Raw genomic sequence first — 14,023 nt, 5'->3', positions numbered from 1 at the left:
CTGCGCTCGCGCAACCTAACGGCTGAGGCCGACGACCAGAAAGGCGAGGAACAGCAGCAGCCCGGTGGAGCGGTTGCTACGGAACCGGGCGAGCGCGCCCGCGCCGTCGTCGGGCCGCAGCGTCGCGACCTGCCAGCCGAGATGCAGGCCGGCCGGGACCAGCGCCGCGACCGCCAGCGGATCGGGCCGGACGCTCCAGATCGCCAGCGCCCAGGCGAGAAGCGCGCCGGCATAGAAGCCCGCCACGCCGCCGCGCACCCGGCGGCCCATCCTGAGCGCCGAGGAGCGGACGCCGATCAGCGCATCGTCCTCCCGGTCCTGCAATGCATAGATGGTGTCATAGCCGATCACCCACAGGATCGATCCCAGATAGAGCCACCAGATCGGCGCCGACAGGTCGCCCGCCGTCTCGCTCCACCCGACCAGCGCCGCCCAGGAGAAGACCAGCCCCAGCCACGCCTGCGGCCACCAGGTGATCCGCTTCATGAAGGGATAGGCGGCGACCGGCGCCAGGCTGGCGAGCGCGACCCCGGCGGCGAGCGGGTGGAGCTGCACCAGCACCGCCAGCCCGACCAGGCTGAGCGCGACCAGCCACAGCCAGGCGGTGCGCAGCGAGACGAGGCCGCTGGGGATCGGCCGCGCGGCGGTGCGCGCGACCTGCGCGTCGAGATCGCGGTCGATGATGTCGTTATAGACGCAGCCCGCGCCGCGCATCGCGATCGACCCGGCCAGGATCCACAGGATCAGCGGCCAGCGCGTCGCCGCCCCGCCGGCCAGCGCCACGCCCCACGCACCGGGCCAGAACAGCAGCCACCAGCCGATCGGCCGGTCGAACCGGGCCAGCAAAGCGAGGCCGCGCAAGGTCGCGGGGAGGCGCGCGACGAACCCGCGATGCTCGCTGTCGGGGACGATGCCGATGGTCATCGCGCGGCCTTATCGCAGCCGGGCGGCGGCGTCACCTTGCCGGGAAGCGGTAATGGCCGCGCGAAGACGCGAGGCTGGGACGGGGGCGGGGAGGCGGACGTACTCGCCCGTCCCGCCCTCCGCCGGGGTGGCGCAAGCTCTTGGCGCTCCAGGCATGTTGAGACGCCGACGCCTCCGCCATTGGCGCACCCCCGATCCGTCGCTATCCGGGGACGCATCATGCCTCGGCGCGCATCCTTTTGATCGGCCTGTCGGTCGCGGTCGGGCGCTTCGTCGAGGCGCTGTTCTGGGCGATCTTCCGCGTCGCCGGGGCGGTGGCGGGCGCGGCGATCCTGGCGGTCGTGGCGGCGGCGGCGCTCTGGTGGATCGGTCGCCGCCTGCTCCGCCGGAGACGCTGATGCCCGCCACCCCCGCCTGGCCACCCCAATCGACGCCGCGGCTGTTCGTCGACGACGCACTCGCCGCCGGCCCGCGCCGGATCGACGGACCGGCGGCGCATTACCTGCTGTCGGTCATGCGGCTGAAACCGGGCGCGCCGGTCAAGCTGTTCGACGACCGCACCGGCGAATGGCTCGCCACCGTGGCCGATGCCGGCAAGCGCGACCTGACGCTCACCGTCGAGACGCTGCTCCGCCCGCGCGAGCCGGTGCCCGACCTGTGGCTGTGCGCCGCGCCGCTGAAGAAGGGCCGGGTCGACTGGATGGCGGAAAAGGCGTGCGAGCTGGGCGTCGCGCGGCTGGTGCCGGTCGTCACCCGGCGCACCGTGGTCGACAAGCCCAATGGCGAGCGGCTGCGCGCGCATCTGGTCGAGGCGGCGGAGCAATGCGACCGCACCGCGCTGCCCGAACTGGCCGAACCGATGAAGCTGCCCGCCCTGCTGCGCGACTGGCCGGCGGAGCGCGCGCTGTTCTTCGCCGACGAGACGGGCGGGGAGCCGGCGTTCCAGGCGATGGCGGCGCGGCCCGGTCCGGCGGCGATCCTGATCGGGCCGGAGGGCGGCTTCGACGCGGAGGAGCGGGCGGCGGTGCGCGGGCATCCGGCGGCGGTCGGCATCGCGCTCGGCCCCCGCATCCTGCGCGCCGACACGGCGGCGGCGGCGGCGGTGGCGCTGTGGATGGCGGCGGCGGGCGACTGGCGGTCGTGACTTTCGATCGTCCGCAGGCGCTTGCGCGGGGCGGCCGCACCGGGCAGACACCCGCGCAACGGGAACGGGCAGGACGACGGACATGACCGCAGCGACGACGAACAGCGGCCAGGGCAGGGATCGCGGGACGGGCGCCGGTGAACGGCGCGCCGTGGTCTGCGTGATGGGCGCGGGGTCGCTGCGCTATGCGAAGGCGTGCCTGGCCAGCCTGATCCGCAACGTCGCCGAGCCGATCGAGCTGATCGTCGTCACCGATGGCGACAAGGATGTCGCCGCGATCAGCGCCGCGCTGGCGGAGGTCGATGCGCCGCGCCACAGCGCGTGGAGTGTCGTCGGCAAGGCGGCGGTGGATGCCATCGCCGAGGAACGGCTGGCGGGGCAGCCGGCGGTGCGCCGGTTCCGCAACGGCCACCCCTGCTGGCGCAAGATCACCGATCCCGCGCTGGTCGTGGATGAGGGGCGGCCGGTCGTCATCATCGATCCCGACGTTTACTTCCCCAACCGCTTCACCTTCGAGCCAGCGCCGGCGCGCGGCGTGCTGCTGATGTGGCAGGGGCCGAACTGCCTGTTGCCGCAAGAGGTGGTCGAGACCGCGTTCGAGCGGCAGGTGGCGCTGGCCGACCATACCGATATCGGCGTCGCGCAGGTGCGCGGGATCGACTGGGCCTATCTGGAGACGCTGCTGGTCGAGCTGGGCGATGCGGCGCTGCCCGCCTGGTCGATGCACGTCGAGTCGATCGTGTGGGCGGCACTGGCGATGCGCGAGGGGGGCGGCTATTTCGATCCCACCGCCTGGCACTGCTTCGCGAACAGCGTGTCGGTGCGGCTGCGGCGCAAGATGGGCCGCGACGGCGTGGCGATGCTGCGCGACCTGAACCTGAAATCGGCGAAGTGCCTCCATGCCGGCGGCGTCGCCAAGAACTGGCTGGTCGATGCGGAGCGCGCCGGCCTGTTCGACCATCCCGCCGACCTGACCGCGCCGACGCCGGTCCGCCCCTATCAGCCCTTCACCCGCCAGAAGTTCGACCGCAAGTTCCGGCTGCGGGCGGTCGCGGCCAAGCTGGGGCTGTACAAGCTGTTGGCGCAATAGGAGAAAATGCTTGCGGGGCGGCGGCTTGTCGGGATCGCTTCAATCCCGGCTGGCGTCCGCCTTCACGCGCGCGTAAAGGCCCGCCATGACCACCAAGACCGCCGAACCCAAGCGCTCGCCGATCATCGAATCGCGGGACCAGTTGATCGCCAGCTTCGCGCGCGGCGAGAAACCGGCGGAACGCTGGCGGATCGGCACCGAGCATGAGAAATTCGTCTATCGCACCGCCGATCACAGCGCGCCGGACTATGCGTCGCCGGGCGGCATCAAGGATCTGCTCGCCGATCTGACCCGGCATGGCTGGCAGCCGGTGACCGAGGGCGACACGGTGATCGCGCTGAGCGGCCAGGACGGCAGCGTCAGCCTGGAGCCGGCGGGCCAGTTCGAACTGTCCGGCGCGCCGCTCGACAATCTCCACCAGACCTGCGCGGAAACCGGCCGGCATCTGGCGCAGGTCAAGGAAGCGGGCGAGCGGCTGGGCCTGGGCTTCCTGGGCCTGGGCATGTGGCCCGACAAGGCGCGTGCCGACCTGCCGGTGATGCCCAAGGGCCGCTACGACATCATGCGCCGGCACATGCCGCGCGTCGGCTCGATGGGGCTGGACATGATGCTGCGCACCTGCACCATCCAGGTCAATCTCGACTATGCGTCGGAAGCGGACATGGTGCAGAAGTTCCGCGTCGGCCTGGCGCTCCAGCCGCTCGCCACCGCCCTGTTCGCCAACTCGCCCTTCACCGAGGGCAAGCCCAACGGCAAGCTGTCCTATCGCAGCCATATCTGGTCGGACACCGATCCGGCGCGCACCGGCATGCTGCCCTTCGTGTTCGAGGACGGCTTCGGCTATGAGCGGTACGCCGACTATATGCTCGATGTGCCGATGTACTTCGTCTATCGCGACGGCCGCTATATCGATGCCGCCGGCCTGTCGTTCCGCGACTTCCTGAAGGGCGAATTGTCGGTGCTGCCGGGCGAGAAGCCGACGCTGGACGACTGGACCGACCATCTCTCCACCGCCTTCCCGGAGGTGCGGCTGAAGACCTTCCTGGAGATGCGCGGCGCCGATGGCGGTCCCTGGAACCGCATCTGCGCGCTCCCGGCCCTGTGGGTCGGGCTGCTCTACGACCAGGGGGCGCTGGATGCCGCCTGGAACCTCGTGAAGCATTGGACGCTGGAGGAGCGCCAGACCCTGCGCGATGCGGTGCCGACGCTGGCGCTCGACGCGCCGGTGCCGGGCGGGGGACGCCTGAGCGACATCGCCGGCGAAGTGCTCGACATCGCCCATCGGGGCCTGGCGGCGCGCGGCCGGCTCAACGCGGCGGGCGAGAACGAGACCGGCTTCCTCGATCCCCTGCGTGAGATCGTGCGCAGCGGCGTGGTGCCGGCCCAGTCGCTGCTCGACCGCTATCACGGCATCTGGGGCGGCGACGTGTCGCGCGTCTATGCCGAGGAGAGTTTCTAACTTCCTTGCCGGAACCACAAGGACTAAAGTTCTGGTCGTTCCAACGACGCCTATGATGTGATATTCGCGGCTCCGGTCGCCGGCGCTTCCGGCATGCTTTACATGGCCGGGGGGGCATGGGTGCGGATACGCTCATTGGATGCGGTGCGGGGAATCGCAGCTGTCATAGTGTTGCTATGGCATGTGAGCTTAACCATCACGGCGACGGCCCATCAGCCATCATGGCTGTTTGCATCACCGCTACGCATGCTGGTTGCGGGGCCACCTGCCGTCATTCTTTTCTTCGTACTGAGTGGGTTGGTTCTTGCGCCAAGCGCTTCACTGGGCAGAGAGTATCTACCTTATATTATCAGTCGGTGCATACGGATCTGGATGCCCTTCGCGGCATCGATTGTTATTGCTGTCATCTTATGCGGCTTGCTGGGGCAAGACCCGCTGCGGGACGCGACCGGCTGGTTCAACTATAGCTGGAGCGACCCTGTCAGCAGCATGCTCGTCCTGCATCATTTGCTGATGACGGGTGCCAAGGATACGCTGAACAATCCGGCGTGGAGCCTTTTCCACGAAATGCGGATCGCCTTTATCCTGCCGTTTTTTGTCGTTGGATTGCGCCTGCGCCCGATGGAAACATGTGCGGCATCTTTGATATTATTGATCATAGCGAGTTGGGCGATCCATTTGACGGATCGTTTCATAGTGCGATCCATCCTCACTTCGATGCAATATGTATCACTTTTCGTTATGGGGTCGCTGATAGCAATCAACGCCAACAATGTATCGGCATGGATTGATGCACGGTCGCCGCGGTTGATCGCCATTGCATGGCTTTTAGGCGTGGGATTGCTATGTTTTCCACCATTTCAAGTGGGCTGGATAAGTAGCCCGGCAAATCTATTGTGGCTTTTGATGCAAGGGGTGGGGGCGTGTATCATCCTGTCACTGTGCCTGTCCAAAGCGGCTACACCTTCGTTTCTCCTGGGCAGAACGACTAGCTTCCTTGGGCAAATATCCTATAGCCTGTATCTTACGCACATGCTGGTTCTGATCAGTGTTGTCAGGTTGATGGACGGTCATGCGCCATCTTGGATGGGGACCCTCCTGTCCGTGTCGCTTGTTTTTCCCGTCGCAATGGCATTTCATCGCTTGATCGAACGCCCCTCGTCTATGCTGGCGCGACACTTGGCGAAGCAAGCTCCTATCTGGTTTGCGCGCTCAGCATCATGGCGGCTTCATCCTGATGCGCGCGGGCGATAGGAAAATGCCATCGTCGATCAGACCGGGTCGATCATCACCGCGGCGATCCGCACGGCGTTGACCGGGCCGTCGGGGCCGCCCGCGCCCTTGTAGGTGGCGTTGGCGGCGAGCGCGCTCATGTTGAGGAAGTCGCTCAGGTCCAGCCGGTATCGGCCGGCGGGCAGCGTGACATAGACGCGGGTCGAGGCCCGCAACGGATGCGCGTCGCCGATGCCGCGGATATGCGGCATCTGGACGATCCCGCCGGCGCGGCCGCCGGGGCCGGTCAGGGTCAGCCGCTTCACGCCGTTGGTGATGCCGGTGTTGAGCGGCCCGACATGATTGTCGTAGCGCAGGCTGATCGCATAGGTGCCGGCGCGCGGGATCGTCACGTCGGCGATGCTCGCCCGCATCCCCGTGCCGAGCAGCAAGGTGGGTTCCGCGACGCCGTCCGCCCCGGCGGGCAGGCGGCGGCCGGCGCCGGAGAGGCGCGGGTCGTCGATCGCGATCGTCTGCGCCGACCGGCCGCGCACGCAGGCCGCTGCCGAGGGTTGCGAGGCGAGGCCGCTGCCGGTGAAGGTCGCGATCGCGCTGTAGCAGGCGGTGCGTTCGGGATCGCGGCCGCGATCGGTCCAGCCAGTCGTGCGCAGGTCGCGCGCCACCGGTCGGCCGTCGCGCAGCAGCGTGTAGCGGACCGGGGCGATGGGGGCGGGGCCGGTGATCGCCAGTCGCACGCCGTCCGTCTGGGCGCTGGCGGTCAGGCCCGGCGTCGCGGGCATGAAGGCGCGGGGATCGTCATGGCTGGTCGCCGGGATCGCCGCCACGGTGGCGACGCGCGTGGCGGAGCGTCGCGCCTTGCCGAACGTCACCTCGATCCGGTTTTCGCCCGGCGACAGATCGTGCGCGGTGATCCGGGCGGGGGCGGGGCGGCCGTTGAGCAGGATGCGCGCGACCGGATAGACGCCGCCGGCCGCCGCCCGGGGCGGCAGGCGAAGCGTGATCGCGATTGGCCGGCCGGCATAGTCGAGCCGCCCCAGCGTCGCCGTGTCGCCTGCCCCCAGCAATGTACGCATATGCGTGGTCAGGAACGGGGCGACGCGCACGCCGTTGGCCTCCGGATGCCAGCCGAACAGGGTTGCGGTGACCGCGCCGATATAGCCGCCGACCGACCAGAGCTGGCGGCGGGCATTGATCTCCGGCCCATCGTCGAAGCGCGAACGGCCGGTCAGCCATTCGAGATTCTCCATGTTCGACAGGTGGAGCGCCGCGCCGCGCATCACCGCGTCCAGGCTGCGGTCGGCGGCGGCGACATGGCCCGCGCGTGCCGCCGCCGCCAGCGTATAGGCGGTGACGAATGGCCATTGCGCGCGGTTGTGATAGACGAACTGGCCCGGTGCCTGCGGCCAGACGACGGGCGGGCCGTAGGGCGCGAAGGGATAGCGCGACAGGATGGTGCGCGCCTGGGCCGCGTCGGCGATCCCCGACAGGATCGCCAGATCATTGCCGAGCAGGTCGTATTTGGCGATCGCGTAGGGCGTCGTATCGGCGCTGACATAGGTGGCGAACAGCCCCGCCTTCGCATCCCAGAAGCCGCGCGCGATCGCGCCGCGCAAGCTGCCCGCCCAGCCGTCATAGCGCGTGGCCAGCGCCGCCTGCCCCTGCTCCCCCGCCAGCCGCGCGGCGAGGCGGAGGGCGCGATAGTGGAGGATGTTGGTCGACAGCCCCTTCATCTGCGCCATCGCGGACAGGTCGTCGAGGATCCACGGCGCATAGGTCTGGTCGCGCCAGTCGAGGAAACTGTGCTCGCCGCCATAGAGGCCGTCGCGCGGATCATAGGCGGCGACCCGGTCCGCCTCCAGGGTGCCGGTGAGCGCGGTGAGCGCCGCCCGCGCGAACCGGTCGCGCGCGGGGCCGTCGAGATTGGCCAGCGTCCGCTCGGCGCCCAGCGCCCAGGCGGTGCGGTCGGTGCTGATCGGCCAGCTGCCGCCCGATCCGGTGTCCTGCACGATCTGGCGCGAAGCCGCCGGGATTTCGGGCGGGACCGCGACGCCGGCGCGGATGTCGCTGGTCTTGAACATCAGGCTGTCGACCGCGCGGCCCGGATCGATCGCCGCCAGCCCCAGGTCGAGCGCGTAGGACAGGTCGCGCGTCCAGACATAATGCCATTGCGAACCCGTCTCGAAACAATGGCAGGCGATCGGGCGGCCGCCATTATAGGCGTCGTCCTTGATCGCCTCGACCGATGCCTGGTGCGCATCGTCGATGGCGAGCGCGAACAGCGCGTCGAACCGGTCGCTGCCGCTGGCGACATAGGGGCCGGTGCCCTCGGTGACGGTGCGCCGCTGGGGGCCGTCGTCGCGCTGCGGCTGGCTGGTCGACCAGGTGAAGCGGCGCGCGCCCGGCGTGCCGGTGGCGGCGCTCGCCACCGTCTCCGCCGGGCCACCGCCGTTCGGATAGGGCGGCACCGTCGTCACCTGTTCCTGCGGTGCCGCCGCGCCGGTCGCGAGCGCCGCGAGCGACACCAGGCCGAGTGCGCGCCATCCAAGGCCAAGGGGCGGAACCTGCATATCACTCTCCCATGGGCGCATCGTGTCGCCTTCTGCTCTCTGCTCTCTGCTCTCTGCTCTCTGCTCTACCGGCGATCGGGCGGGAAATGCAAAACGCTCCTATCCGTGCGGGGCCAGGCCCAGCTCGACGCCGGTCTTGTCATAACGGGCGAAGCGGTCGACCAGATCGGCGCTGGCGGCGTTATAGCCGGTCACCGTCACCTGCCGCCCGTCGCGGCGCAACCGGGCGACGATCGTGTCGAGCGCGCCCACCGCCGAGATGTCCCAGAAATGCGCGGCGGACACGTCGATCGCCACCACGCGCGCCGGCTCGTCGCTGCGGAAGGCGCGGGTGAAGCGGTCGACCGAGGCGAAGAAGATCTGCCCGGTGACCCGGTAGATGGTCGTGTCGCCCTCCGCGATACGCTCGACCGCGAACAGGCGGCGGACCTTGCCGGCGAAGAAGATGCCGGACAGCAGCACGCCGGCCAGCACGCCGCGCGCCAGGTCGTGCGTCGCCACCACCACCGCGACGGTGACCAGCATGACGATCGAGGAGGTCGGCGGATGGCGGCGCAGATTGGGGATGGAATTCCAGCTGAACGTGCCGATCGACACCATGATCATCACCGCGACCAGCGCCGGCATCGGGATTCGCCCGACCACCGGTCCCAGCCCGGTGAGCAGCACCAGCAGCACCGCGCCGGCGGTGAAGGTCGACAGGCGGAAGCGCCCGCCCGAGGTGACGTTGATCACCGACTGGCCGATCATCGCGCAGCCGCCCATGCCGCCGACCAGCGCGGCGGCGATGTTGGCGGTGCCCTGGCCCAGGCATTCCTGCCGCTTGTTGCTGTCCGTGTCGGTCATGTCGTCGACGATCTGCGCGGTCATCAGCGATTCGAGCAGGCCGACCGCCGCCATGGTGAGCGAATAGGGCAGGATGATGCGCAGCGTTTCCCAGGTCAGCGGCACGTCGGGCAGTGCCAGGCTGGGCAGCCCCTCCGGCAGCCGGCCCATGTCGCCGACGGTGCGGACCGGTAGGTCGAGCGCGATGCTGACCGCCGCCAGCAGCAGGATCGCGACCAGCGGCGAGGGGACGAGCGTGGTGAGGCGCGGCAACAGGTAGATGATCGCCAGACCGGCCGCGACCAGCGCATAGCTGTGCCAGGTCACGCCGGTCAGTTGCGGCACCTGCGCCAGGAAGATCAGGATGGCGAGCGCGTTGACGAAGCCGGTGATGACCGACCGCGACACGAACTGCATCAGCAGGTCGAGCCGGAGCAGCCCGGCCGCCATCTGGATCAGCCCCATCAGGATGGTCGCGGCGAAGAGGTAGGACACGCCATGATCGCGCACCAGCGGCGTGACGACGACCGCCACGGCGGCGGTGGCGGCGGAGATCATGCCGGGCCGCCCGCCGACCAGCGCGATCACCATCGCGATCGCCACCGAGGCGTAGAGGCCGACGCGCGGATCGACGCCGGAGATGATCGAGAAGCCGATCGCCTCCGGGATCAGCGCCAGCGCGACGACCAGGCCGGCGAGCAGATCGCGGCGCACGCCGCCGAGATCGACGAACCATTGGGTCCGGTATGTGGAAAGAAGATGGGTCATGGAAGATATCCGCAACACGCGCCCGCCGTGCCCCATCGGGGTCACCGGACATTGGAACGGCGCGATTGAGGTTGTCCGGCGGATCGGCGGCCGGAAGAGCCACCCGGAATTGCACCGGGTCCATGCGAATGGAACGGCCTGTACAGGAAGCGGGCGGGGTGGGGCAAGCCGGGTGTTGGGTAGAGTTATACGCAGCGATCACCAGTTCCCCGGCGAAGGCCGGGGCCCGGTAGGGAAGGCTGATGTAACGGAAGGCTGCGCGTCGTCACCTTCGTCCCCCAACTGGACCCCGGCCTTCGCCGGGGAACAGGAAGGGACTTAACCCCCCTAGCGCGGAGTCCATCTCCACCGCTACACCCTTCCGAAATCGACAAGCCATACAGGGGGATATCATGCTCGACCGCCGTCAGTTCCTGGCCACCACCGGCCTCGCCGCGATCGGCACCGGTCTGGTTCCGGGCACCGCGCTGGCGCAGGGCGGCGATGCCGCGCTCAACGCCGCGTTCGAGCGCATCTTCCAGGATGCGGTCGCCCATTCGCCGGAAATGGCCACGTCGCTCGGCCTCGACAAGGGTGCCCTCGCGCCGCTCAAGCGCGAGCTGTCGCCCCGCACCGCCGCGCGCCGGGCGGAGGATGTCGCACGGACCAAGGGGGCGCTGGCGCGGCTCGCCGCATTCGATGCGAAGGGCCTGTCGCCCGCCGCGACGCTCAATCTGGAGGTGGTGCGCTATTCGCTGAACACGCAGATCGCCTCGGCCGAACGGTTCGGCATGGACAGCGCGATCCGCCCCTATCGCATCTTCCAGCAGGGCGGCGCCTATTTCTCGGTGCCCGACTTCCTCAACACCGCGCACACGATCAACCAGGCGAGCGATGCCGAGGCCTATCTGTCGCGGCTGGAACAGTTCGCCACCGCGCTCGACCAGGACAGCGCGATGCAGGCGGCGGAGGCGCAGCGCGGACTGCTCGCGCCCGGTTGGTCGCTCGACCTGACGCTGGGCCAGATGCGCGCCCTGCGGCGCCAGCCCGCCGCCACCGCCACCATGGTCGACTCGCTCGTCCGTCGCGCCGCCGCCAAGGGGCTGGCCGGCGACTGGCAGGCGCGGGCGAGCGGCATCGTCGCCGACAAGATCTATCCCGCGCTCGACCGCCAGATCGCGCTGATCGAGAAGCTGAAGCCGACGACGCGGGCGGGGGACGGCATCTGGCGCATCCCGCAGGGCGATGCGGTCTATGCCATGGCGCTGGCGCAGGCGACCACCACCACCATGACCCCGGACGAGGTGCACAGGCTGGGCCTGGCGCAGGTCGCGGAGATCAGCGGTCAGCTCGACACGATCCTGAAGGCGCAGGGGTTGCGCGACGGCAGCGTCGGCGAGCGGCTGGCCAAGCTCAACGTCCGGCCGGACCAGCTCTACGCCAATGACGCGGCCGGTCGCGCCGCGCTGCTCGCCGGGCTGAACGAGGGCGTGAAGGGGATGTACGCCAGGCTGCCCCAGGCCTTCGCGACGGTGCCGACCCAGCCGCTGGAGATCCGCGCGGTGCCGGTGGAGATCCAGGACGGCGCGGCCAACGGCTATTACAACCGCGCCTCGCTCGACGGGTCGCGCCCGGCCATCTACTTCGTCAATCTGAAGGATGTCGGCGACTGGCCGAAATACACGCTGCCCTCGCTCACCTATCATGAGGGCGTGCCCGGCCATCATCTGCAGATCAGCCTGGCGCAGGAATCGCGCGACATCCCGACGCTCCGCAAGATCGGCTTCTTCTCCGCCTATTCGGAAGGCTGGGCGCTCTATGCCGAGCAACTGGCCGACGAGCTGGGCGCCTATGCGACGCCGCTGGAGCGGGCGGGCTATCTGCAATCCTTCCTGTTCCGCGCCGCGCGGCTGGTGGTGGACACCGGCCTCCACGCCAAGCGGTGGAGCCGCGAACAGGCGACGGACTATATGGTCGCGACCACCGGCTTCGCCCGCCCGCGCACCTTGCGCGAGGTGGAGCGCTATTGCACCCAGGCGGGGCAGGCGTGCAGCTACAAGGTCGGCCACATGGCCTGGACCCGCGCCCGCGCCAAGGCCGAGGCGGCGCTGGGCGACCGGTTCGACCTGAAGCAGTTCCACGAGGTTCTGAAGGAAGGCGCGATGCCGCTGACCATCCTGGAGCGCCGCATCGACGAGCGGATCGCGGCGCAGCGGGGGTGAGGCCTTTCGGGGCTTCCCCGATCCCGGTCGTCCCGGCGCGTATGGCGCAGCGATCCACGGTCCCGAGCGGGGACGTTCCGGGTTGCTGCACCGCGCTTGCGAAGGCGAAGCCGTAACGCACGCCATGTCCGGGCAGCCCGCCCCACCCGGTTGCCTGATGGGACCTGCGCCCGTAATGCTGACCTTCATGTCGGGGGAAAAGCTGAACTGGTGGCAGACGCGGTGGTTCGTGGTGGCGATGGCGATCGCCGCGACGATCCCGCTCTGGTGGCCCACCATCCCGCCACTGGTCGATCTGCCCGGGCATATGGGGCGCTACCGCGTCCAGTTCGCCATGGCGGAGAATCCGTGGCTGAACCAATGGTATGATTTTCGCTGGTCGCTGATCGGCAATCTGGGCATCGACCTGCTCATCATCCCGCTGACCCCCCTGATGGGGCTGGAGCTGGCGGTGAAGCTGATCGTGATGGCGATCCCCTTCCTGATCGTCACCGGCCTGTTGTGGATCGCGCGCGAGGTGCATGGCCGCATCCCCGCGACCGCGCTGTTCGCACTGCCGCTGGCCTATTGCTATCCGATCCAGTTCGGCTTCGTGAACTTCGCCCTGTCGATGGCGATCGCGCTCAACCTGTTCGCCTGGTGGCTGCGGCTGGCGCGACAGGGGCGGCTGGTGTTCCGGGCGATCGTCTTCGTGCCGCTCAGCTGCGCGCTCTGGGTGTGCCATACCTATGGCTGGGGCGTGCTGGGCGTACTGGCCTTCTCGGCGGAGATGATCCGCCAGCACGACCTGCGCAAGGACGGTCGGGGTGGCCACTGGCTGGAAAGCTGGATCCGCGCCGGCCTGGGCTGCGTGCCGCTCGCCCTGCCGCTGGTGATGATGGTGGTGTGGCGGTCGGGCGATCACGTCACCGGGGTCACGGCCGACTATTTCAACTGGCGCGCCAAGGTCCAATGGATCATGATGGTGCTGCGCGACCGCTGGCTCGCCTGGGACATCGCCTCCACCGCGGTGCTGCTGATCGTCCTGCTCAAGGGCGTGCGCGACGACCGGATCGAATATTCGCGCAACCTGGGCCTGTCGGCGCTGTTCCTGTTCCTGGTCTATCTGCTGCTGCCGCGCATCGTGTTCGGCTCGGCCTATGCGGACATGCGCCTCGCACCCTTCGTGCTGGCGATCCTGCTGATCGCGCTTCGGCCCAAGCGGGGCAGCCAGCCGCGCGACGCGGCGATGCTGGCGATGCTGGGCCTCCTGTTCTACGCGGCGCGGCTGGTCGGCACGACGTGGAGCTTCGCGCTCTATGCCCAGGCCTATGACCGCACCCTGGCGGTGCTGGACGTATTGCCGGAGCGCGCGCGCGTGGTCAGCTTCGTCGGGCGGCGCTGCTATGACGACTGGGCCTATACGCGGCTGGAGCATGTCCCCGGCCTGCTGCTGGAGCGCAAGCTGGCCTATACCAACGACCAATGGTCGATGGCCGGCGCGCAGCAGCTGACCGCGCGCTACACGGCGGCGCGTGGCTTCGCGCATGATCCGTCGCAGATCGTCACCGATCGCTATTGCCGGGGCGAATGGTGGCGGCCGCTGGGCTATGCGCTCCAGCTGTTCCCGCGCAATGCCTTCGACTATGTCTATCTGATCAGCCCGCCGCGCTTCGACCACAAGCAGCTCAAGGGGCTGTCGCTGATCTGGCAGAACGGCACCAACTATCTCTACCGGGTCGACGACCGGACCCAGCCGCCGCCCCCGCCGCCCCTGGTCAAGCGGCGACCCAGGCCGGTCGCCGGGTAAACGCCGCCAGGACGCGGCGGGTG

Annotated in this window: 10 protein-coding genes and 1 other annotated feature; of the genes, 7 read left to right on the top strand and 3 right to left on the bottom strand. The window is 69.0% G+C overall.

Translation table 11 applies throughout. From position 1 onward, the window contains the following. Positions 1–15: 15 nt before the first annotated feature. On the bottom strand, positions 16–924 hold the full coding sequence (gene ubiA, locus BRX43_RS04160) for a 4-hydroxybenzoate octaprenyltransferase (RefSeq protein ID WP_125993570.1): 909 nt from the start codon (positions 922–924) through the stop codon (positions 16–18). Between the two features lie 239 nt (positions 925–1,163). On the opposite strand from ubiA, the gene BRX43_RS20175 reads away from it, so the two are divergent. From BRX43_RS20175 to BRX43_RS04140, 5 genes are all read left to right on the top strand, one after another. After that, complete coding sequence (locus BRX43_RS20175) at positions 1,164–1,322, top strand: hypothetical protein (protein ID WP_164523518.1); 159 nt, start codon at positions 1,164–1,166, stop codon at positions 1,320–1,322. Then, positions 1,322–2,068, top strand: coding sequence for a 16S rRNA (uracil(1498)-N(3))-methyltransferase (locus BRX43_RS04155; protein ID WP_125993569.1), 747 nt, complete (start codon positions 1,322–1,324; stop codon positions 2,066–2,068). The genes BRX43_RS20175 and BRX43_RS04155 overlap by 1 nt, the downstream gene beginning before the upstream one ends. A gap of 82 nt (positions 2,069–2,150) precedes the next feature. Then, the gene (locus BRX43_RS04150) at positions 2,151–3,158 is read left to right on the top strand and encodes a glycosyltransferase family A protein (protein WP_125993568.1); all 1,008 of its coding nucleotides are present in this window, start codon (positions 2,151–2,153) and stop codon (positions 3,156–3,158) included. 85 nt (positions 3,159–3,243) lie between these two features. Continuing rightward, entirely contained in the window at positions 3,244–4,617 is a 1,374-nt protein-coding gene (locus tag BRX43_RS04145; protein ID WP_125993567.1) for a glutamate--cysteine ligase, read from the top strand. 93 nt (positions 4,618–4,710) lie between these two features. Further along, positions 4,711–5,871, top strand: coding sequence for an acyltransferase (locus tag BRX43_RS04140; protein ID WP_206433101.1), 1,161 nt, complete (start codon positions 4,711–4,713; stop codon positions 5,869–5,871). 17 nt (positions 5,872–5,888) lie between these two features. Here BRX43_RS04140 and BRX43_RS04135 read toward each other — a convergent pair whose 3' ends face one another. Both BRX43_RS04135 and BRX43_RS04130 read right to left on the bottom strand, forming a co-directional pair. Continuing rightward, on the bottom strand, positions 5,889–8,417 hold the full coding sequence (locus BRX43_RS04135) for an esterase (protein ID WP_125993565.1): 2,529 nt from the start codon (positions 8,415–8,417) through the stop codon (positions 5,889–5,891). A gap of 99 nt (positions 8,418–8,516) precedes the next feature. Next, positions 8,517–10,010 (bottom strand): SulP family inorganic anion transporter, encoded by a 1,494-nt coding sequence (locus BRX43_RS04130; protein ID WP_125993564.1) that lies wholly within the window; start codon positions 10,008–10,010, stop codon positions 8,517–8,519. Positions 10,011–10,079: 69 nt separating this feature from the next. Continuing rightward, positions 10,080–10,135 (bottom strand) — a sequence feature (sul1 is cis-regulatory element that is thought to sense ions involved in sulfur or methionine metabolism; They are found in Alphaproteobacteria). Between the two features lie 267 nt (positions 10,136–10,402). Here BRX43_RS04130 and BRX43_RS04125 point away from each other — a divergent pair. Then, the gene (locus BRX43_RS04125) at positions 10,403–12,211 is read left to right on the top strand and encodes a DUF885 family protein (RefSeq protein WP_125993563.1); all 1,809 of its coding nucleotides are present in this window, start codon (positions 10,403–10,405) and stop codon (positions 12,209–12,211) included. A 187-nt stretch (positions 12,212–12,398) separates the two neighbouring features. Continuing rightward, positions 12,399–14,000 carry a hypothetical protein gene (locus tag BRX43_RS04120; protein WP_241214765.1) on the top strand — a complete coding sequence of 534 codons (1,602 nt, stop codon included), beginning with the start codon at positions 12,399–12,401 and terminating at the stop codon, positions 13,998–14,000. Positions 14,001–14,023: the final 23 nt, after the last annotated feature.

This window comes from Sphingomonas sp. S-NIH.Pt15_0812, from assembly GCF_003951315.1.
Lineage (GTDB): Bacteria > Pseudomonadota > Alphaproteobacteria > Sphingomonadales > Sphingomonadaceae > Sphingomonas.
Note: the sequence above shows the minus strand (reverse complement) of the source record. Positions and strands in the feature narration are given on the sequence as shown.

Bases quoted from the DNA above. Each gene is read 5' to 3' on its own strand.
- ubiA (WP_125993570.1), bottom strand. From the start codon at position 924: ATGACCATCGGCATCGTCCCCGACAGCGAGCATCGCGGGTTCGTCGCG.
- BRX43_RS04155 (WP_125993569.1), top strand. From the start codon at position 1,322: ATGCCCGCCACCCCCGCCTGGCCACCCCAATCGACGCCGCGGCTGTTC.
- BRX43_RS04150 (WP_125993568.1), top strand. From the start codon at position 2,151: ATGACCGCAGCGACGACGAACAGCGGCCAGGGCAGGGATCGCGGGACG.
- BRX43_RS04145 (WP_125993567.1), top strand. From the start codon at position 3,244: ATGACCACCAAGACCGCCGAACCCAAGCGCTCGCCGATCATCGAATCG.
- BRX43_RS04140 (WP_206433101.1), top strand. From the start codon at position 4,711: ATGCTTTACATGGCCGGGGGGGCATGGGTGCGGATACGCTCATTGGAT.
- BRX43_RS04135 (WP_125993565.1), bottom strand. From the start codon at position 8,417: ATGCAGGTTCCGCCCCTTGGCCTTGGATGGCGCGCACTCGGCCTGGTG.
- BRX43_RS04130 (WP_125993564.1), bottom strand. From the start codon at position 10,010: ATGACCCATCTTCTTTCCACATACCGGACCCAATGGTTCGTCGATCTC.
- BRX43_RS04125 (WP_125993563.1), top strand. From the start codon at position 10,403: ATGCTCGACCGCCGTCAGTTCCTGGCCACCACCGGCCTCGCCGCGATC.
- BRX43_RS04120 (WP_241214765.1), top strand. From the start codon at position 12,399: ATGTCGGGGGAAAAGCTGAACTGGTGGCAGACGCGGTGGTTCGTGGTG.